Genomic DNA, 18,253 nt, shown 5'->3' on the forward strand with positions numbered 1-18,253 from the left:
TATTTTCACTCAGTGATAGAAGGGCGCGCAGATTATCATGATCCGCGCGCAAAAGAAATTAGCTGGTTGCTTGAAAATTCAACTTTTTGCTCGAGTTAAAGTTAAGCCTAGTTGGAATTTATGATCATTTCATGCCAGCACAATGATCATCCCGGGCTTAGGTGCTGCCCGGGGCGCAATGGGTGGTTATTCGATATTCTGGATCTGCTCGCGCATCTGCTCGATAAGCACTTTGAGTTCGACGGCAGCGGCTGTGATCTCAGTATTGATCGATTTCGAGGCCAGGGTGTTCGACTCGCGGTTGAATTCCTGCATCATGAAGTCGAGGCGGCGGCCACAGGCACCACCTTTTTTCATGATTTTTTGGGTTTCCTTGACGTGCGAGTCAAGGCGGTCAAGCTCTTCGGCAACATCGCTCTTCTGCGCCAGCATGATTAACTCTTGCTCGACACGGTTGGCATCCAATTCGACTTTAGCTTCTTCCAAACGGGTCATGATGCGCTCGCGCTGCCAGTTCAGTACTTCCGGCATCATGCTGCGAACCTTGGTTGCTTCTACAGAAATCGCTTCAAGGCGCTGTTCGATAAGCGCTTTCATGTTCTCGCCCTCGCTGGCGCGGGCGGCAATGAAGTCATCGACCGTGTTATCGAATGCAGCTAACAAATCTTTGTTGATAGCGTCAAGGTCTTGCTCCGGCGCTTCCATCACGCCAGGCCAGTTCAGTACCTGGAATGGGCCGACACTGCCTTCGCCAGCGGTTTCTTTTACCCACTTGGCAGCATTGATCACCTGCTTGGCTAGCTCCTCGTTGATTTTCAACTCGGTATTGGCCGCTGGGTTCACTTCAAAACGCAGGTTACACTCTACCTTGCCCCGGGCCAGGCGTTTGCGGAAACGCTCGCGTAGGACAGGCTCCAGGCTGCGGAATTGCTCAGGCATACGCAGGTAGGTTTCAAGGTAGCGTTGGTTTACCGAGCGGATTTCCCAAACGGCTGTGCCCCAGTCGGCTTTGACTTCGCGACGGGCGTAGGCGGTCATGCTATGGATCATTGGCTAGTGGCCTCTAATAGTGGTGGTTGATAACTGCTTAGGGTGGGGTGCATTGGCAATCCACCGTCATTGATGTGCAAGTGGTGCGCAGTTATCCGAATGTCACGATTATACTTAGCCTTAAGCATATACCCAAGTAACTTCAAATGGCTTGGCTTAACGGGGGTTACGTAACGGTGATATGGTGATTCTGCCAGCAGTCAGTACCGGAAATACCATACCGGTTGGGTTTCACGTGCACAACCGGGAGGTTGTGGCTATAATCGCCGGTTAATGTCATCCAGCCAGAGGGAGCCACCGATGCGTCCAAGCGGAAGAAGCAACAACCAAGTTCGTCCAATTACTATTACCCGTAACTTTACTGCCCATGCCGAAGGTTCGGTGCTGGTTGAGTTTGGTGATACCAAGGTAATTTGTACCGCAAGTGTGGAAGAAAATGTGCCACGCTGGCTAAAAGGTAAAGGACAAGGTTGGGTGACGGCGGAATATGGCATGCTGCCGCGTGCAACTCACTCGCGTAACCGCCGTGAAGCTGCCGGTGGCAAGCAGGGTGGCCGTACGATGGAAATCCAGCGCCTGATTGCCCGTAGCCTACGTGCTGCGGTTGACCTAGAAGCGTTGGGCGAGCAGATGATCACGGTTGACTGTGATGTTATCCAAGCGGACGGCGGTACCCGTACAGCATCTATTACCGGTGCGATGGTTGCCTTGGTCGATGCTATCAATTACATGCTGGAAAAAGGCATGCTTAAGGCCAGCCCACTGAAAGGCATGGTGGCTGCAGTGTCGGTAGGCATCTATAACGGTGAAGCTATTTGCGATCTGGAGTATGTTGAAGACTCGGCTGCAGAAACAGACATGAATGTGGTCATGACCGAAGAAGGTAAAATGATCGAAATCCAGGGCACTGCAGAAGGTGAAGCCTTTAGCCACGAAGAGTTGCTGGCGATGCTGGCCCTGGCGAAAGACGGCATTGCCGACATTGTTAGTGTTCAGAAGCAAGCGCTGGAAAGTTAGTTTTTGAAGCGGTTCCTATTGGAGCCGCTTTTTTTTGGCCTGGGCTTCGCGTTACCGGTTAATGCGGCCCAGCGTTTAGATTTGAATCGTGTAATCACAAGTTGCATCTATTAAGGAGAAAACATGAAAGCATATCAGCGTCAGTTCATCGAATTTGCCTTGGAAAAGGGCGTACTGAAGTTTGGTGAGTTCACTCTGAAATCTGGCCGTAAGAGCCCGTACTTCTTCAACGCGGGTTTGTTCAACACAGGTCGTGACCTTGCACGCCTAGGCCGTTTTTACGCTGAGGCTTTGGTAGATGCCGGTATCGAATACGATGTGTTGTTTGGCCCTGCGTACAAGGGGATCCCAATTGCCACCACAACAGCGGTTGCACTGGCAGATCACCATGATGTAGATACCCCATACTGTTTTAACCGTAAGGAAGCCAAAGCTCACGGCGAAGGCGGCAATCTGGTAGGTAGCGCGCTAGAAGGCCGCATCATGCTGGTTGACGACGTGATCACTGCCGGGACGGCGATTCGTGAGTCGATGGAAATCATCAAGGCCAATGGTGCTGACTTGGCTGGTGTGCTTGTAGCAATCGACCGCCAGGAGAAAGGCAAGGGTGAGCTGTCAGCTATCCAAGAAGTTGAGCGTGACTTTGGCTGTGCGGTAGTCTCTATCGTATCGCTAGGTGATGTAGTGAGCTACCTGGAAGAGCAGGACGGCATGGAGCAGCACCTGGAAGCGGTGAAAGCGTACCGTGCAGAGTACGGGGTATAAGGTTCAAGAACCTAGATCCTTGGAAAAACGGGAACGGGGTCCTTGGAAAGAGCAAAAAAAAGAGCTAAGTGCTTTACATCGTATCGCTATTAGAAAACGCTTTTAGGACCCAGGACCCAGGACCCAGGACCCAGGACCCAGGACCCAGGACCCAGGACCCAGGACCCAGGACCCAGGACCCAGGACCCAAATAAAAAGCGAGAGGTGAAAACCTCTCGCTTTTTTATGTGCGTTATTTTTAAGATTCAGGAACTCGCCCCTCGAACCTGCTTTTACCCTAGCTCTGCACTTAGCAGGTGCCAGTAATCGTCGAAGTTGGCGGTCGGCTTGTACTTGAAGTTCGAGCGGACAAAGCGGTTCAGGCTGCCTTCTACCTGGCCTAATAACTGGGCGGCAAGGATAGACTCGTCAACCGGGAAGCCTTTGCCTTCGCGTAACTTGCGCTCGCGTAGGATTTGGCGCAGCTGGGTTTCGATACGCTCGAATAGCTGGTTGATACGGGCTTGCAGGCGGTCTTGCTCAAACATCAGGGCGTGGCCGGTCATGATGCGGGTCAGGCCCGGGTTGCGCTCGGCGAAGCCAAGGATCAGCTGCAGCACCATGCGCAGGCGTTGCAGGGTGTCTTTTTCGTCATCGAGGATGCGGTTGATACGGGTAGTGATGGCGTCCTCGATAAACTCGATCAGGCCCTCGAACATTCTCGCCTTGCTTGGGAAATGGCGGTAGAGGGCGGCTTCCGAGACACCAACCTGGGCTGCCAGCTTAGCGGTAGTAATACGTTGGCTGCCTTGGGCAGATTCCAGCATTTGCGCCAGCGCTTGCAAAATTTCTTCGCGGCGGTTGTTTTTCTTGTTGCCAGCCATGAATAACCGTTCCTTTTCAAAATAAGACTGTCAATGGACAGGATGAAACCCGCCTATCTTAGCGGCGTAACCCTGCCGTGAAAAGCACTGCCCGCCGATACTGATCTCTTTATCGACAAAAAAAGCCCAACCTGAAGTGATGGGCTTTATATTTGATCTTATTCGGTTAATTCATCAGCAACTGCGGTGAGGAGCAGAACTATTGCCCGGCTTTGAACAGTGCGACGATTTCGCTGACCAATTGGGCACCCAGTTCGGCCTTGCTGGTCAAAGGCAAGGCCTTGTCGCCTTGTGGCCAGTATAGGTGCAGGGCATTTTGGTCGCTGTTGAAGCCTTGCCCTTCGCCTGAAACATCGTTGGCACAGATAAGGTCGAGGTTTTTGCGCGCCAGTTTGCCACGGGCGTACTGTTCGACATCCTGAGTCTCGGCAGCAAAGCCGACCGTAAATGGGCGCTGTGCAGCAAGCGCAGCGACGCTGGCGATAATATCTGGGTTTTTCACCAAGCGGATCACCATGTCATCTTCGCCGTCTTTCTTCTTCATCTTCTGCTCACTGATGTCTGCCGGTCGGAAGTCGGCTACAGCGGCGCAGCCGATGAAGATATCGCTACTCGTTGCGTGCTCTATTGCTACTTGGTGCATCTGCTCAGCACTGCTGATGTCGATGCGTTCAACACCCGCAGGAGTAGCCAGGTTGGTAGGGCCGCTGATCAAGGTGACGTTGGCACCGCGTTTGGCTGCCGCTTCGGCAATGGCGTAACCCATCTTGCCGGAACTGTGGTTGGTCAGGTAACGGACCGGGTCGATCGCTTCTCGGGTCGGCCCGGCAGTAATGGTCAGGTTGAGGCCATCAAGATCGCTCGGTTTGAAGAAGTCCTCTGCCATGTGTACGAGTTGCATCGGTTCTAGCATCCGGCCCGGGCCCACATCGCCACATGCTTGTTCACCGCTGGCCGGACCCCAGATATGGCAACCACGGCGGGCGAGGGTGGCAATATTTTCTTGAGTGGCAACATGGCGGTACATCTGCTGGTTCATCGCTGGCGCGACAGCAACCGGTGCGTCCGTTGCAAGGCAAAGGGTGGTTAGAAGGTCATTACCCATTCCCGCAGCCATACGGGCAATCAAATCGGCGGTGGCGGGTGCTAACAGGACCAAATCAGCCCACTTAGCCAATTCAATATGGCCCATCGAGGCTTCTGCTGCTGGGTCGAGCAAGCTATCGGAAACCGGCCTGCCGGATACCGCCTGCATGGTCAAAGGGGTAATGAACTCCTTGGCGGCCTTGGTCATAACGACTTGGACTTGCGCGCCGCGTTCAATCAGTCGGCGTGTTAACTCCGCACATTTGTATGCCGCGATGCCGCCGCTGATCCCAAGGAGAATTTTTTTTCCTGCCAAAGTTTGCATCTTATTGCCTGCTCTCGATATCCGGAATGTCAATGCGCCACACCTTACCACCAAAAATTGCCAGCCACCAAAAAAAGCCTGCTTCCTTGCCTGTGATCAAATTTGCGATGGGGGATTGCTGGGAAAACACTGCGAGTGAGTTGGCATTTCAATGTTGCCTGCAATGGCCTTGTCGATGGTTTTTGTGCCGTAGTTGGGATAATGAGGATCTGGCCTTGGCATAGTGGTGGCAGCCTCTTAGTTTGGCGGGAGGAGGAAAAGCTATGTCGTTAAAGCTATTACCGGCCCAGTCCCGGCCAAGGGAAAAACTGTTGGAACGCGGACCCGGTGCTTTGTCGGATGCTGAACTGCTGGCTATTTTTCTGCGGACCGGGATTGCCGGGATGAATGCGATAGAGCTGGCGACAGATCTGTTGGATCAATTTGGATCATTGCGTGCTTTACTGGCGGCAGATAGATCAACCTTCTGTCAGTATAAGGGGTTGGGGCCAGCCAAATATGCCCAGTTGCAGGCTGTGCTGGAGATGAACCAGCGTTATCTGGAGGAAAAGTTAAAGAAGGAAGGTGCGCTGACAAGTCCCGCCCATACAAGACGTTATCTCAGCCATGTACTGCGTGACCGTCACCGGGAAGCCTTTTATATTCTATTTCTCGACAACCAGCATAGGGTGCTTAGCGGTGAGGTACTTTTCGAGGGAACAATCGATGCTGCAAGCGTTTATCCACGGGAAGTTGTAAAAAGATCGCTAGAACTTAATGCAGCCGCGCTCATTTTAGCGCATAATCACCCGTCAGGCGTGGCAGAGCCGAGTCAAGCAGATCGCCGAATTACCCGCCGGATCAGTGATGCACTGTCGTTGGTGGATATTCGGGTTCTGGATCACTTTGTTGTCGGTGACGGAGACATCACTTCTTTTGCAGAGCGAGGATGGCTATAAAATAACCATTTTTTGCTTAAAAAGTTGAGAAAGGACTGCTCGGGACTTGAGCAACTGGTTTTGACTTAGTATAATGCGCGACCTTTGATAGCTGTGGTTGTATGTGAGAATGAATTTTCCGCATTGAAATAGCCACGGTAGATATCGAGCTGAAACGATTTGGAGAAGACAGTAATGTCCCGAGTATGCCAAGTAACTGGTAAGCGTCCTGTAACGGGTAACAACCGTTCACACGCACGTAATGCCACCAAGCGTCGTTTTCTGCCGAACCTGCAAACTCATCGTTTCTGGGTAGAAAGCGAAAAACGCTTCGTTAAACTACGCCTTTCTGCGAAAGGTATGCGTATCATTGATAAGAAAGGTATCGACGCCGTTCTTACTGATATGCGTGCTCGCGGCGAGAACGTTTAAGAGGATTTGAACAATGGCTAAAGGCATTCGTGAGAAGATCCGTCTAGTATCATCTGCTGGTACAGGCCACTTCTACACTACCGACAAAAACAAGCGTAACATGCCAGGCAAATTCGAGATCAAAAAATTTGATCCTGTAGTTCGCAAGCACGTTATGTACAAAGAAGCTAAAATCAAGTAATTGGTTTTTCGCTTTTTTGATAAAAACCCAGTTTTCTAACTGGGTTTTTTTATACCTGAAATCCACCCTCCCATACTCAAATTATCTCAATATCACTCTTTTTACCTTGTGACATGAACGACCTGCATTATGGGGACCTTAGCGGTATAGTTTGACTATTATCCGTTTTAAGGGCTTTCAAGGAGTACCGTTATGAGGCTATCTCGCCGCGGCTGGAACAATGTCATTATCATCGCTGTGATCTGTTTTATCGCTGTGGTCCAGTTGCCAGAACTGGTCAAACATCGGTTTGGCCATGAAGGGGAAACGCAAGTCCAACCTGATATGACGGCGTTATTGCCGACCCAAGCTGAAATCGATCAGCTTCATTTACCCCTCACAAGCGTCAATCGTGAAGATGGCAGTTGGCAGGCCAGTCCACGTGTCGCCCTACCTGCAGATCAGCTTATCAGCCACTGGCAGTCTTTGGCTGGTACTGCTGTTAGTAATGAAATGGTCGGTAAACTCAAACCAACCTTGCCGCCGCCAAGCAGTGTCGAGATCTGGCTGGCAGGTTGGGAAGAACCCGTTCGGGTGACGGTATACCAGCAGCCCCAGTTTTGGTTGCTGAAAAATTGGCAAGGTGAGTGGCTGGCGATATCGGTAGAAGAAGCCTATCTGTTCCCACCGGTGTTATAGTGGGTCTATAAATCGAAATATTAATGAGAAAGCCATGCCTGAATTACCTGAAGTTGAAGTCAGCCGGATGGGGATTTCTCCCCATGTGACCAACCAGACCGTGACCAAGATTATTGTCCGCAACCCCAAGCTGCGCTGGCCGGTACCGGAAGAAATCAGCCAGATTGAAGGGCAGGTGATCCGCCGGGTAACCCGCCGGGCGAAATACCTGATGCTCGAAACTGACGCCGGTTATGCCATTGTCCACCTTGGTATGTCCGGTAGCCTGAGGGTATTACCGTCGGATATCCCGCCGGAAAAGCATGATCATGTCGACCTGTGCCTGTCGAGTGGTGAAGTATTACGTTACAACGACCCCCGCCGCTTCGGCGCTTGGTTATGGCAGGCTGATCAAGGGGAGCACCCGGTACTTGCAAAACTCGGCCCAGAGCCGCTTAGCGAAGCGTTTACAGCCGCTTACCTACAGGAGAAAGCCAAGGGTAAACGCACTGCCGTGAAGCAGTTTATTATGGATAACCATGTAGTGGTCGGGGTAGGCAACATCTACGCCAATGAATCCCTGTTTGCTGCCGGCATCCACCCCAAGCGTGAAGCGGGTAAGATCTCAGCGCAGCGGCTGGCATTGCTGGTCGACGAAATCAAATCGGTGTTGGCCTTTGCTATCGAGCAGGGCGGGACGACACTGAAAGATTTTAAAAATGCTGATGGTAAGCCGGGCTATTTTGCCCAGGAACTCCAGGTATACGGTAAAGGCGGTGAGCCCTGCCCACGTTGCGATAAGCCGCTGAGCGAGGTGAAAATCGGCCAGCGGGCTACAGTGTATTGTAGCGATTGCCAGAAATAGGGGGCTGGCATAGCCTATTTCAGCCATGCTGAACCTTGGTGTCAGTTATATTGACTCTGCTTTTGTCCCGCGGTGCTACCGTCGTTAGCATGTGGGTGCTATGATCCCAGCACGCATCGTTATACTAAGTATGGATAACGAGTACACTTTTGTAAGGTCTATGTAGATGAAGAAGTATTTGGTTACCGGCGCTGCCGGCTTTATCGGGAGTGCCGTGGTGGAGCGGCTTTGTGCTATGGGACACGAGGTTGTTGGGATTGATAACCTCAATGACTACTATGAGGTGTCACTGAAAGAAGCACGCTTGGCGAGAGTTGCGCACCCAAACTTCACTTTCATTGCGTTAGACTTGGCAGACCGTGATGGTATTGCCAACCTGTTTGCCGAACAGAAATTTGACCGGGTGATCCACCTTGCGGCTCAGGCTGGTGTTCGTTATTCGATCGATAACCCACTGGCTTATGCTGACAGTAACCTGGTTGGCCACCTGACTATCCTTGAGGGCTGCCGCCATCATAAGATTGAGCACTTGGTGTATGCTTCTTCAAGTTCGGTTTATGGCCTTAACCAGAAGATGCCATTCGATACTGCAGACAGCGTCGATCATCCAATCTCCTTATATGCCGCGACCAAAAAGTCGAACGAGCTGATGGCGCACACTTACTCGCACCTGTACGGCGTACCGACAACCGGCCTGCGTTTCTTTACCGTGTACGGTCCTTGGGGACGTCCGGATATGGCGCTGTTCAAGTTCACCAATGCGATTATCGAGGGACGTGAAATTGATGTCTACAACAATGGCGACATGCGCCGCGACTTTACGTTTATCGATGATATCGTAGAGGGGATCATCCGTATTCAGGATGTTATTCCTACCAAGACGCCGGACTGGACAGTGGAAGCGGGTACACCAGGCACGAGCTCGGCGCCTTATAATGTTTACAACATTGGCCATGGCAGCCCGGTCAAATTGATGGATTACATCGAGGCTCTGGAAGATGCGCTGGGTATCGAGGCGAAGAAAAACTTTATGCCAATGCAGCCGGGCGATGTCTATGCTACTTACGCCGATACCAAAGATCTCTTTGAAGCAACAGGTTATAAGCCGGAAGTGAAGGTCAAGGAAGGCGTGAAAGCCTTTGTTGACTGGTACCGTGAGTACTACCAACGCTAAGGCTAAATGCTGCCAGGAGCAGCGTGAATTACTAAAAAGGAGGCGGTAGCCTCCTTTTTTATTGGTTAGCCGGTGTTATCTTTTGCTGAGCTTTTCAAGCAGCGCTTTGCAGATCACCGGATCAACGAACTGGCTAACATCGCCTTTGTGCAGGGCGACTTCCTTGACGATGGTCGAGGAGATAAAAGAGTTCTCCTCGGCTGGGGTTAGGAATACCGTTTCCAGCTCTGGCATCAGGCGGCGGTTCATGTTGGCCAGTTGGAATTCGTATTCGAAATCCGAAACCGCACGCAGGCCGCGTACCAATACATTGGCTTGGTACTCTTTGGCAAAGTCGACTAGTAGCCCGGAGAAGCCAACGATATCGACGTTAGGTAGGTGTTGGGTGATCTGCTGCGCCAAATCAACACGCTCCTTGAGGTCGAAAAGCGGTTTCTTGCTTGGGCTATAGGCAATGCCAACCACTACATGGTCAAACATGGCCGCCGCGCGCTCGATCAAGTCGAGGTGACCATTGGTAATGGGATCAAACGTGCCAGGGTAAATAACGCGGGTTGTCATATTAAATACCAGTCAGTAAATATCAAATTAGGAAATCAGTTGGTCCAAAATGGCCGTGACATCATCTAGTTGGATGTCTTGCATCAGGGTGTCGCCCTTGACCCGGGTGCCCCATGGCAGTTCGGCTACCGGTTTGCCGTGTTGTTGCTTTGCATGCTGCTCGTAGACGCTCGCGACATAGGCTAGGCTGTTGTATGGCCCGGTACGTTTCGGGTTACTGTGGGCATAAAGGCCGATAACGGGTGTACCTTGGGTCGTTGCCAGATGGGCTGGGCCAGTGTCGGGAGCCACAACGACGTCGGCTGCGCCAAGTAGGGCTGTCAGCTGCTTGAGGCTGGTTTTACCGATCAGGTTCACAGGGGCGTGCTGGCAATGCTGGCTGATAGCTTCACCTAAAGCGATTTCGCGCGGTGCCGGCGAGCCACACAGGAGTACCTGCATCCCTTTCTCCGCGGCATAGTCTGCAAGTTGGCTGTATCGCTCGGTCAGCCAGTTGCGTTCGTCTTTGCTGGCGGCTGGCGAGATAATAAGGGTCGGTTTGCCATTTATCTGCTGCTGGGCAAAGGCTTTGTTATCGTCGCCCAGCGGAATATTCCAGTGCGGGGCCTCGAAAGGGACACCAAGGTAGCGGGCGAAGTCGGCAAAGTTATCCAGTACGTGGAAACTTTCAGTGCTAGGGAGGTGGCGGTTGGTGAATAGCCACTGGCCTTCTTTAGTCCGGTTCTTGCTAAATCCGATGCGGTATCTCGCCTTTATCCCAAGGGATAGGGCACTGGCCCGCAGGGCGGCTTGCATATGAAGCAGGGCATCGAACTTTTGTCCCTTCAGTGCTTTCCATACCGCTTTCATCCCGGCCCATCCGGCCTTTTTGTCAAATACCACCACTTTTATCCCGGGCAGATCGCCAATCAGCTGGGCTTCGATTTTCCCGCTGACCCAGGTGATCTCGGTAGACGGCCAGTGGGCCTGTATCGCCTGTACGACAGAAATGGCATGGCAGACATCACCGATAGCAGATAGCCTGAGAATACAAATTGAGCGTGGCGGGGCGGTAAATAACGCCATGACAAAGTCCTGTTAATCAATCAGAGATGAAATTATGCAGTTCAGGTAAGTGATTGTAAAATACTCTGTCCCTCAAGTTTGGAGATAAAGCGTGCAAGAACTAGCAAGCGGCAACCAGCGGATTTGGTTTAACCCGGAATTATTGGCGGAAGACCCGCAACAGTGCTTCGACCCTGCCTTTTGGCAGCAACAAGGATTGGTGATTGGCTCGGCCCAAGGCCGTGGTACCACATGGTTTGTCAAAGCGACTCGCCTTGAAATGGCACTGCGCCATTACCGGCGTGGGGGATTGTTCGGCAAACTGGTCGAGGACGCCTATTGGTTCACGGGGTGGGACAAGACCCGCTCGGCCGAGGAGTTTAGGTTGCTGGACAAGTTGGCCCGTGGCGGGGTAAGGGTGCCTCGCCCGGTTGCCGCACGTGCAGTTAAACAGGGTTTGACCTACCAAGCTGATATCCTTGTGGAAAAAATCTCTGGGGCGAAAGATCTAGTCGCCCTGCTCGAGCATAACGCTTTGCCGGAGCAAAACTGGCGCTCAATTGGGGCGATGATCAGAAAGATGCATGATCTCCAGGTTTGCCATACCGATCTCAACAGTCATAACATCTTGCTAGATAGCCAACAGCAGGTCTGGCTGATTGATTTTGACAAGTGCTATGAGCAAGAAGGTGAGGGCTGGAAGGAAGATAACCTGTCCCGCCTGCACCGCTCTTTTGTCAAAGAGCAAGGCAAGCGGGGAATACACTTCGAACAACAATGCTGGGAGTGGTTATTGGCTGGCTACCAAGCGGGTTGATATAGCGTCTACTTAGTTTGCTGGCATCTTACTGGGTAGCCTTGGCGTTGCTGGTCTAGCACTGCCAGTGTTTTGGCTACTGCCCCTTGGTTTTGCTGTACGACGCCTATGGCAGCCTTACCCATATGCTGACACTGCGTAGGATCAGATAGTAGTTCGTCGAGGTGTTCTGCTATCTGTTTTGCATCATCGCATACCTTCAATGCCCCCGCGGCTTCGAGCTGTTGGGTAATGTCGGCAAAGTTATAGAAACTCGGCCCGGTCAGTACCGGTTTGGCCAAGGCGGCAGGTTCGAGCATGTTGTGGCCACCGACCTTGTCGCCAACTAAGCTGCCGCACATCACGGTGACATCTGCCGCCCCCATCAATAGCAGCATCTCCCCCATGGTATCGGCCAGATACACATCCGTTGCTTCATCAACGTCTTGTTCTGAGGTGCGGCGAACGCAGCTCAATTGCTGTGATTGGCACAGCTCGGCAACACTGTCGAAGCGTTCAGGATGGCGAGGGACCAAGATTAATAGGCTCTCGGGGTGCTGCTGTTTGACCGTATTGAAAGCCTCGAGAATTTGCTCGTCCTCGCCCTTGTGGGTGCTGGCTGCAATCCATACTGGGCGCGATTCTCCCAGTTGTTGGCGCAGTTGTTGGGACTGTTCAATCAGGGCTGGCTCTATCTGGATATCGAATTTGACCGAACCCGTCACGCTGAGGCGCTCAGGCGCTATACCCAATTGCGCAAACCGGTCGGCATCGTCCCGGTGCAGACACAGCAGGTGATCAAGGTTGGCTGCTATCATATCGAAAACGGGCTGGAACTTGGCATAACGCCTGGCCGAACGCTCCGACAAGCGGGCATTCATCACCACGACAGGTATATTTGCTTGGTGAACGGTAGCCAGCGTGTTGGGCCAGAGCTCGGTTTCCATGATCAGCATGGCTGAAGGTTTGATGGTTTTGAGGAAACCGCGAACGCACCAAGCAAAGTCTATCGGCATGTAACGGTGTTCGACCAAATCACCCAATTTGCTGATTTGCTCTGCCCCGGTGCTGGTGGTCGTAGTGACCACTATTGTTTGTTCGGGATTTTTTGCTTTGATGGCTTTGATCACAGGAATCGCGGCAATCGACTCGCCGACGGAGACCGCATGGATCCAAAGTGGTTGTCCGTTATTAGCATCAACTAACGGGGGCGTAAAACCAAAGTGCTCTTTCCAGCGCGGACCGAACTTGGGCTTGTTGGGCCGGCGGCGGTATAGGCCAAACAGGAGTAGTGGAGAGGCAGCCGTCAGCAGCAAGGTGTAAAGGGCTCGGATAAACATACGGTCGTTATAGTCTTGGGTTATCGGCTTATTATAACGGCATCTGTGTCTTATAACAGGCAGGGAAATTTCCCAATCTTTCCTATGATTGCGATAGAATGCACATTAATTTTATCAAAGTGGATGCCGAGGATAGAGTCGTGAGCCAACAGAGCAAGCGCTATTTGATGTATGTCGCCCAGAATTATTCTTATGCTATGCTGCGCCCGCTGCAGGCAGCCATTATTGAGCAAGGCGGAGAAGTTTGTTGGTTTATTGAGGGTAACGAAGCGGATCCCGGCTATATCAAAACGGAAGAAACCTTGCTCACATCAGTTGAGGCGGTAAAGCAATGGCGGCCAGATGCTGTATTTGTTCCCGGTAATGTTGTTCCCAGCTTTATACCGGGCATAAAGGTGGGTGTATTCCATGGTTTCAATGCCGGGAAGCTGAACCGCCGTGGCCGTGAGGACCATTTTGAAATTCGTGGCTGTTTTGACCTTTACTGTACCCAGGGCCCGGATACTACCGAAAGGTTTGAGCTACTGGCGAAAGAGCATGGCTTTTTCCAAGTTGTCCAAACTGGCTGGCCAGCGCTGGATCCACTTTTTTCCCCAGTGGCAGATAATCCATACCTTGCACCACAGGATAATCGGCCCACGGTACTGATGTGCTCGACTTTTTCCCGTAACCTGACTTGTGCACCTATCTTATACGATAAGATAAAGGCATTGGTGGAAAAGGGGAAATGGCGTTGGTTGATACAATTCCACCCGAAAATGGACTCGGCGGTTGTCGAGCAGTACAAGCAGCTACAAAGTGAGAATTTGGAGTTTGTCGAGACTGACAATGTCCTGCCCTTACTGCAGGCTGCTGATGTCATGTTATGCGATACCTCGTCGATATTACTGATGTTTTTGTTGCAACGAAAACCTGTGGTGACATTCCGCAATCAGTCACCAGCAGACCATCTACTCAACGTGACAGAGATTGAACAGGTTGAAGCGGCCTTGGAACAGGCGCTCATGCGCCCACCGAGTTTGATGGCGGATATCGAGCAATACTGTCAGACTATTCACCCGTATATGGATGGTCAATCAAGCCTGCGGGTATTGGATGCAACCAACCAGCTGGTGGAAGATGGGCGGGCCGGCCTCAAACCCAAACCACTAAACCTGCTGCGTCAATTTAAAATGCGCAAGAAGCTGGGTTATTGGAAATGGTAACTAAAGTTGCGTACTTTGGTTCGCTATCGCAACAAATATACATTAATTTGCTGAGTATCGAAGATTACTAATGGGTTCTATCAGCCGCAGAATTAAAGAATGTCTTAGGGTTGCAAAGTGCAAATTCAAGGCGAAAAAATTACTTTCCACACAAGAAAGAGAAAAAGCGAACTATGCTCTCAGTCAAGTATCTAAGCCTGTAGAGCGCGGATGCTTCAGTAAGACGATTTGGATGTTTTGGGACTCTGGCCTAGAACATGCTCCTGATGTGGTAAAGCTGAGCTATAGAAGCTGGGTAAAGTTCAATCCAGACTATGATGTTGTCCTCTTGGATAAGCACAATATTAGATCTATTTTTGGTTTTGATTTTTATGATGTTTTTAAGCTGTGCAGTGTCGAGTTAGGTGCTGCGGGCAAGAGCGATTTGCTCCGGTTGTTTTTATTGAACCGATTTGGTGGAGTATGGGCCGATGCGACGACGTTCTGTAAAAAACCGTTAAGTGATTGGCTGGAGCTTTCAGATACCGGTTTCTTCTCTTTCCGGGAAAAGAAGGCTGACGACAGGACCCTGGTTTCCTGGTTCCTAGCATCGACTCAAGGACACCCTATAACCCAATCACTTCTGGATGAATCACTGCGATATTTGCTCAAGGAGCGTCCAGTCGATCTCGATATAGTTGGGCTGAAAACGACGAAGTTGATTGCAGGTTCGAAAGAGTTGCTCAGCAAAAGTGGCAGTGGCTTCAATTTGCTTGATAAAATGGAACAAAAGTATAGCGCGCCTTATTTTTGGATGTTTTATCTTTTTAACGAAGTCGTTAAGCGAGAAGCCCATAAACAGGTATGGCATGACGTTCAATTAATGACAAATTGTTATGCAGAGCTTGATGATAGCTATTCTGAATTCATTGATAGTTTCGTAGCCAAACAAACATATAGAGATAAATATGTTTCACAGCCTCTTTATCATCAACGTGAAAAATACATGTTAGAGTTACTGGCTCACTTAAAGTGACGAGTTGAGTTAACTATTGATAACATCAATGGAATTTTTATGAAAAAACACACATTGTCAGTGATTTTAATAACCAAAAATGAAGCTGACCGGGTGGAGGCTTGTCTTCAATCAGTCGCCCCGATTGCTGATGAAATTATCGTTCTGGATAGTGGTTCTACTGATGAAACGGTCGATATTTGCCGCCGTTATACCGATAATGTTACTGAGACAGACTGGCCGGGGTTTGGCAAACAAAAACAACGGGCGCTTGAGAAGGCAAGTTGTGACTGGGTGTTGTCAATTGATGCTGATGAAGCGTTAGATGGCACTATGCAGCAGGCTTTGACGGCCTTGCTTGGACAAGATGTTATCGAGCACACCGCTTATCGACTACCATGGGGCGTCACCCTATATGGTAAAACTCTAAGGTATGGGCGCAGTGCTCGCTCTGTATTACGCTTGTTCAAGCGCGAAGGCTCCCAATATACCCTAGATGAAGTGCATGAAACGGTTATTCCTGCAACAGGAAGTACAGGGGTTATGAAAGGGTATCTGCTGCATTATACCCACCGTGATTACGGCCATGGCCTTGATAAGGCTGCGAAGTATGCGTGGTTAGGATCGCAAAAATATCACCGCAAAGGCAAGAAATCTCATGGCCTGTTCCTAGCGTTGCTGCGTGCTATATGGACCTTCTTTCTGATCTACATAATCCGTCGTGGCTTTTTAGATGGAAGCGTCGGGTTTATCGTTGCCATGACTTATGCTCAGGTAAACTTCAATAAGTATGTTGGCCTGTGGCTGATGGAACAAGATGATAAGGTAAAAGAATGAAATTAGAGTACTGTCACTCAGAGACGTATAACTTTGGTGATGATCTCAATCCATGGTTGTGGCCGAAGTTGCTAGGAAATACTATTAATGAAAGCTCAGAAACTTACTTTCTGGGTATCGGTACAATTTTAACTAAAAAGCGAGTTAATGAACGGCTTAAGGATGCTAAAAAGCTGATTATCTTCTCTTCTGGTGCATGGGATGAAGAACTCCCTATATTGGACGAACGTTGTCAGGTATTGGGTGTCCGTGGCCCGAGAACAGCTCATAAGCTGGGGTTATCAACAGATAAGGCGATTGGTGACGGTGCCTACTTGCTTCGGAAAGTTGAACTGCCTCAACCAGAATCAAAGCCTTCTGGTATAGGTTTTATCCCCCATCACCGAAGTGAAGACTATATCAACTGGCAGGCTGTTTGTGAGCAAGCTGGGTTGAAGTTCATCTCAGCTAAACAACCGGTGGAAGACTTTCTAGTTGCTTTGCAAGGGTGTGAAAAAGTCGTGACTGAAGCGATGCATGGTGCAATTGTCGCTGATGCACTTCGTATCCCATGGGTGGGTGCCAAATTCTCTCCTGCATTTAATGAGGAGAAGTGGTATGACTTTTCTGAGCACATGGGTATATCCCTGCAGCTAGAAACCCTACCTTTTATGAGTCAATTTAATATGAAAATAGGGAAAGCTTGCGAAAACATCTTGAAATCTGCTCTTGCGAAAATTTTTCCTACTCCAAATAAATGGCACAGGCTTCCCGCGATATTTAAGGTTGCAACTGATGATGACTTAGCGATTTTATCGAAGAAGCTCAAGGCAATTGCTGATGCTTGCCCTGGACAACTCAGCACGGATGAAAGGGTTGAAGAAGTGACAGAACGGCAGTATCAACTAATTAAAACTATTTTACTTTAACAAGAATTAATTAATTTGCTTTGCTTTTGAAATTAGAAGATAGAATTTATGGAAAAAAATATCTTATTTATCGTGCATAACCTGAAAATGGGCGGCATACAGAAAATGACAGTTGCCCTTGCCCGGTATCATCAAAAACAAGGTAATAATGTAGTTATTTTGACCCTTGAAAAAGGTGACAGCGTTGATGTTGATTTTCCATGCAAGGTTATTAGCCTAAACTTAAGTGAATATCTTATATACCGGCCGCACCTAGCAGTATATTATCTAATTTATAAGGTCTTACTACGATACCTACTTCCTCGAGGGGAGTGCTTTTTTGCGAAGTATATATTTAAACCTTTGATCGAGAGATATATAAATAAACTGGAGAATGAATCGGGAAAATTTGATGCCATTTTTGTAAGAGGTGCACGCTCTTTATATCGTACATGGTGGATGAATGCTTCAAATGTTGTGTTCAGTTTCCATTTACCTTTTGAAATCCCTGTTGGGAAAAGTTCAATCAAAGAAAGATATTGGAAATATTGGACTAAAAAGCTTTTAAACGGGAAAAAAGTTTTTTGTGTTTCAAACTTCATTCTGAAAGACTTGATGGTGTCTTTAAAAAAGAAAGAGGTGGACCTGCATAGCAGTGAGGTTATTCATAACCCGATTGATCTACAACGATTAAAGCTTCTTTCAAAAAAGGGTAGCCCTATCGAAGGTGATTATATTATTTCTGTCGGTAGGCTTACGAAACAAAAGCGTTTTGATGTGCTGATTGAGAGTTATGCAATGTCAAAGCTACCCTGCAAATTAGTTATCTTGGGAGAGGGAAATCAAAGGGATAACATTGAAAGTTTGATTAATAAATATAATTTACACGGTAAAGTTTTGCTACCGGGGTTTGATGGTAACCCTTATCGTTGGTTAGATAAGGCAAAATTCTTTGTATTAAGTTCTGATGTAGAGGGTTTTGGGAATGTGGTTCTGGAAGCGTTAGCCTGTGGCCTGCCGGTGGTGAGCACGAATAATGGCCCGGTTGGAGAAATTCTGAAAGGGCCACTCGCCAACGGAATAGTACCTTGTGGAGATGTTGAAGCCCTGAGTACAAAAATGCAGGAGTATTGGGATAGTCCTGTTTACCCAGATGAAGATGACATCAGTACTTTCACACTGCCATATATCACGTCGCAGCAGATGGAATTAGCATCAAACTAGTTCTGATATGCAGGCTCTTAGAACGATATGCTA

Annotated in this window: 20 protein-coding genes; 14 read left to right on the forward strand and 6 right to left on the reverse strand. The window is 49.6% G+C overall.

Going from position 1 to position 18,253, the window contains the following annotated elements; genetic code table 11:
• Window positions 1–186: 186 nt before the first annotated feature.
• On the reverse strand, window positions 187–1,050 hold the full coding sequence (locus C9J01_RS14920; RefSeq protein WP_107298956.1) for a YicC/YloC family endoribonuclease: 864 nt from the start codon (window positions 1,048–1,050) through the stop codon (window positions 187–189).
• Between the two features lie 300 nt (window positions 1,051–1,350).
• Between C9J01_RS14920 and rph the strand changes: the two genes are divergently transcribed.
• Both rph and pyrE read left to right on the forward strand, forming a co-directional pair.
• On the forward strand, window positions 1,351–2,067 hold the full coding sequence (rph, locus tag C9J01_RS14925) for a ribonuclease PH (protein WP_107298957.1): 717 nt from the start codon (window positions 1,351–1,353) through the stop codon (window positions 2,065–2,067).
• Window positions 2,068–2,190: 123 nt separating this feature from the next.
• Window positions 2,191–2,832 (forward strand): orotate phosphoribosyltransferase, encoded by a 642-nt coding sequence (gene pyrE / locus C9J01_RS14930; protein ID WP_107298958.1) that lies wholly within the window; start codon window positions 2,191–2,193, stop codon window positions 2,830–2,832.
• Between the two features lie 272 nt (window positions 2,833–3,104).
• Here the strand turns inward: pyrE and slmA are convergent, their stop codons facing one another.
• Together slmA and coaBC are read right to left on the reverse strand one after the other, a co-directional pair.
• On the reverse strand, window positions 3,105–3,695 hold the full coding sequence (gene slmA / locus C9J01_RS14935; protein WP_044622315.1) for a nucleoid occlusion factor SlmA: 591 nt from the start codon (window positions 3,693–3,695) through the stop codon (window positions 3,105–3,107).
• 199 nt (window positions 3,696–3,894) lie between these two features.
• Window positions 3,895–5,106 carry a bifunctional phosphopantothenoylcysteine decarboxylase/phosphopantothenate--cysteine ligase CoaBC gene (gene coaBC, locus C9J01_RS14940; RefSeq protein ID WP_107298959.1) on the reverse strand — a complete coding sequence of 404 codons (1,212 nt, stop codon included), beginning with the start codon at window positions 5,104–5,106 and terminating at the stop codon, window positions 3,895–3,897.
• 263 nt (window positions 5,107–5,369) lie between these two features.
• Here coaBC and radC point away from each other — a divergent pair, with 263 nt between their 5' ends.
• The 6 genes from radC to C9J01_RS14975 all read left to right on the forward strand — a co-directional run bounded on the left by radC (window position 5,370) and on the right by C9J01_RS14975 (window position 9,332).
• Window positions 5,370–6,044: a RadC family protein gene (radC, locus tag C9J01_RS14950; RefSeq protein ID WP_107298961.1), complete on the forward strand. Its 675-nt coding sequence runs from the start codon at window positions 5,370–5,372 to the stop codon at window positions 6,042–6,044.
• A 174-nt stretch (window positions 6,045–6,218) separates the two neighbouring features.
• Window positions 6,219–6,455, forward strand: coding sequence for a 50S ribosomal protein L28 (gene rpmB, locus C9J01_RS14955; RefSeq protein WP_036818767.1), 237 nt, complete (start codon window positions 6,219–6,221; stop codon window positions 6,453–6,455).
• Between the two features lie 13 nt (window positions 6,456–6,468).
• Window positions 6,469–6,636 carry a 50S ribosomal protein L33 gene (gene rpmG / locus C9J01_RS14960; RefSeq protein ID WP_004405486.1) on the forward strand — a complete coding sequence of 56 codons (168 nt, stop codon included), beginning with the start codon at window positions 6,469–6,471 and terminating at the stop codon, window positions 6,634–6,636.
• A 192-nt stretch (window positions 6,637–6,828) separates the two neighbouring features.
• A complete protein-coding gene (locus tag C9J01_RS14965; RefSeq protein WP_107298962.1) occupies window positions 6,829–7,314 on the forward strand; it encodes a hypothetical protein in 486 nt (161 codons plus the stop codon).
• A gap of 34 nt (window positions 7,315–7,348) precedes the next feature.
• Window positions 7,349–8,158 (forward strand): bifunctional DNA-formamidopyrimidine glycosylase/DNA-(apurinic or apyrimidinic site) lyase, encoded by an 810-nt coding sequence (mutM, locus tag C9J01_RS14970; protein ID WP_107298963.1) that lies wholly within the window; start codon window positions 7,349–7,351, stop codon window positions 8,156–8,158.
• Window positions 8,159–8,324: 166 nt separating this feature from the next.
• Window positions 8,325–9,332, forward strand: coding sequence for an NAD-dependent epimerase (locus C9J01_RS14975; RefSeq protein ID WP_107298964.1), 1,008 nt, complete (start codon window positions 8,325–8,327; stop codon window positions 9,330–9,332).
• A gap of 75 nt (window positions 9,333–9,407) precedes the next feature.
• On the opposite strand, the gene coaD is transcribed toward C9J01_RS14975, so the two are convergent.
• Window positions 9,408–9,893, reverse strand: a complete 486-nt coding sequence (gene coaD, locus C9J01_RS14980) for a pantetheine-phosphate adenylyltransferase (RefSeq protein ID WP_107298965.1) — start codon at window positions 9,891–9,893, stop codon at window positions 9,408–9,410.
• 27 nt (window positions 9,894–9,920) lie between these two features.
• Entirely contained in the window at window positions 9,921–10,958 is a 1,038-nt protein-coding gene (locus tag C9J01_RS14985; RefSeq protein ID WP_107298966.1) for a glycosyltransferase family 9 protein, read from the reverse strand.
• Between the two features lie 91 nt (window positions 10,959–11,049).
• Between C9J01_RS14985 and C9J01_RS14990 the strand changes: the two genes are divergently transcribed.
• Window positions 11,050–11,754, forward strand: a complete 705-nt coding sequence (locus C9J01_RS14990; RefSeq protein ID WP_107298967.1) for a 3-deoxy-D-manno-octulosonic acid kinase — start codon at window positions 11,050–11,052, stop codon at window positions 11,752–11,754.
• Between the two features lie 8 nt (window positions 11,755–11,762).
• Here C9J01_RS14990 and waaA read toward each other — a convergent pair whose 3' ends face one another.
• Window positions 11,763–13,073, reverse strand: a complete 1,311-nt coding sequence (gene waaA, locus C9J01_RS14995) for a lipid IV(A) 3-deoxy-D-manno-octulosonic acid transferase (RefSeq protein ID WP_107298968.1) — start codon at window positions 13,071–13,073, stop codon at window positions 11,763–11,765.
• 140 nt (window positions 13,074–13,213) lie between these two features.
• On the opposite strand from waaA, the gene C9J01_RS15000 reads away from it, so the two are divergent.
• The 5 genes from C9J01_RS15000 (at window position 13,214) to C9J01_RS15020 (ending at window position 18,220) form a co-directional block, all read left to right on the forward strand.
• The gene (locus tag C9J01_RS15000) at window positions 13,214–14,278 is read left to right on the forward strand and encodes a CDP-glycerol--glycerophosphate glycerophosphotransferase (protein ID WP_237156980.1); all 1,065 of its coding nucleotides are present in this window, start codon (window positions 13,214–13,216) and stop codon (window positions 14,276–14,278) included.
• A 70-nt stretch (window positions 14,279–14,348) separates the two neighbouring features.
• The gene (locus C9J01_RS15005) at window positions 14,349–15,293 is read left to right on the forward strand and encodes a capsular polysaccharide synthesis protein (RefSeq protein WP_107298970.1); all 945 of its coding nucleotides are present in this window, start codon (window positions 14,349–14,351) and stop codon (window positions 15,291–15,293) included.
• 39 nt (window positions 15,294–15,332) lie between these two features.
• Window positions 15,333–16,109, forward strand: a complete 777-nt coding sequence (locus tag C9J01_RS15010; RefSeq protein ID WP_107298971.1) for a glycosyltransferase family 2 protein — start codon at window positions 15,333–15,335, stop codon at window positions 16,107–16,109.
• On the forward strand, window positions 16,106–17,017 hold the full coding sequence (locus C9J01_RS15015) for a polysaccharide pyruvyl transferase family protein (protein ID WP_107298972.1): 912 nt from the start codon (window positions 16,106–16,108) through the stop codon (window positions 17,015–17,017). The genes C9J01_RS15010 and C9J01_RS15015 overlap by 4 nt, the downstream gene beginning before the upstream one ends.
• 48 nt (window positions 17,018–17,065) lie before the next feature.
• The gene (locus C9J01_RS15020) at window positions 17,066–18,220 is read left to right on the forward strand and encodes a glycosyltransferase (RefSeq protein ID WP_107298973.1); all 1,155 of its coding nucleotides are present in this window, start codon (window positions 17,066–17,068) and stop codon (window positions 18,218–18,220) included.
• Window positions 18,221–18,253 lie beyond the last annotated feature (33 nt).

Source organism: Photobacterium rosenbergii (assembly GCF_003026455.1).
GTDB lineage: Bacteria > Pseudomonadota > Gammaproteobacteria > Enterobacterales > Vibrionaceae > Photobacterium > Photobacterium rosenbergii.

What these genes read in the sequence shown, in the direction of transcription:
- C9J01_RS14985 (WP_107298966.1), bottom strand. Translation starts at nt 10,958, where the DNA reads ATGGCGTTATTTACCGCCCCGCCACGCTCAATTTGTATTCTCAGGCTA.
- mutM (WP_107298963.1), top strand. Translation starts at nt 7,349, where the DNA reads ATGCCTGAATTACCTGAAGTTGAAGTCAGCCGGATGGGGATTTCTCCC.
- C9J01_RS15015 (WP_107298972.1), top strand. Translation starts at nt 16,106, where the DNA reads ATGAAATTAGAGTACTGTCACTCAGAGACGTATAACTTTGGTGATGAT.
- C9J01_RS15010 (WP_107298971.1), top strand. Translation starts at nt 15,333, where the DNA reads ATGAAAAAACACACATTGTCAGTGATTTTAATAACCAAAAATGAAGCT.
- rpmB (WP_036818767.1), top strand. Translation starts at nt 6,219, where the DNA reads ATGTCCCGAGTATGCCAAGTAACTGGTAAGCGTCCTGTAACGGGTAAC.
- rpmG (WP_004405486.1), top strand. Translation starts at nt 6,469, where the DNA reads ATGGCTAAAGGCATTCGTGAGAAGATCCGTCTAGTATCATCTGCTGGT.
- rph (WP_107298957.1), top strand. Translation starts at nt 1,351, where the DNA reads ATGCGTCCAAGCGGAAGAAGCAACAACCAAGTTCGTCCAATTACTATT.
- coaD (WP_107298965.1), bottom strand. Translation starts at nt 9,893, where the DNA reads ATGACAACCCGCGTTATTTACCCTGGCACGTTTGATCCCATTACCAAT.
- slmA (WP_044622315.1), bottom strand. Translation starts at nt 3,695, where the DNA reads ATGGCTGGCAACAAGAAAAACAACCGCCGCGAAGAAATTTTGCAAGCG.
- C9J01_RS14920 (WP_107298956.1), bottom strand. Translation starts at nt 1,050, where the DNA reads ATGATCCATAGCATGACCGCCTACGCCCGTCGCGAAGTCAAAGCCGAC.
- C9J01_RS14975 (WP_107298964.1), top strand. Translation starts at nt 8,325, where the DNA reads ATGAAGAAGTATTTGGTTACCGGCGCTGCCGGCTTTATCGGGAGTGCC.
- radC (WP_107298961.1), top strand. Translation starts at nt 5,370, where the DNA reads ATGTCGTTAAAGCTATTACCGGCCCAGTCCCGGCCAAGGGAAAAACTG.
- pyrE (WP_107298958.1), top strand. Translation starts at nt 2,191, where the DNA reads ATGAAAGCATATCAGCGTCAGTTCATCGAATTTGCCTTGGAAAAGGGC.
- waaA (WP_107298968.1), bottom strand. Translation starts at nt 13,073, where the DNA reads ATGTTTATCCGAGCCCTTTACACCTTGCTGCTGACGGCTGCCTCTCCA.
- C9J01_RS14965 (WP_107298962.1), top strand. Translation starts at nt 6,829, where the DNA reads ATGAGGCTATCTCGCCGCGGCTGGAACAATGTCATTATCATCGCTGTG.
- C9J01_RS15020 (WP_107298973.1), top strand. Translation starts at nt 17,066, where the DNA reads ATGGAAAAAAATATCTTATTTATCGTGCATAACCTGAAAATGGGCGGC.
- C9J01_RS15005 (WP_107298970.1), top strand. Translation starts at nt 14,349, where the DNA reads ATGGGTTCTATCAGCCGCAGAATTAAAGAATGTCTTAGGGTTGCAAAG.
- coaBC (WP_107298959.1), bottom strand. Translation starts at nt 5,106, where the DNA reads ATGCAAACTTTGGCAGGAAAAAAAATTCTCCTTGGGATCAGCGGCGGC.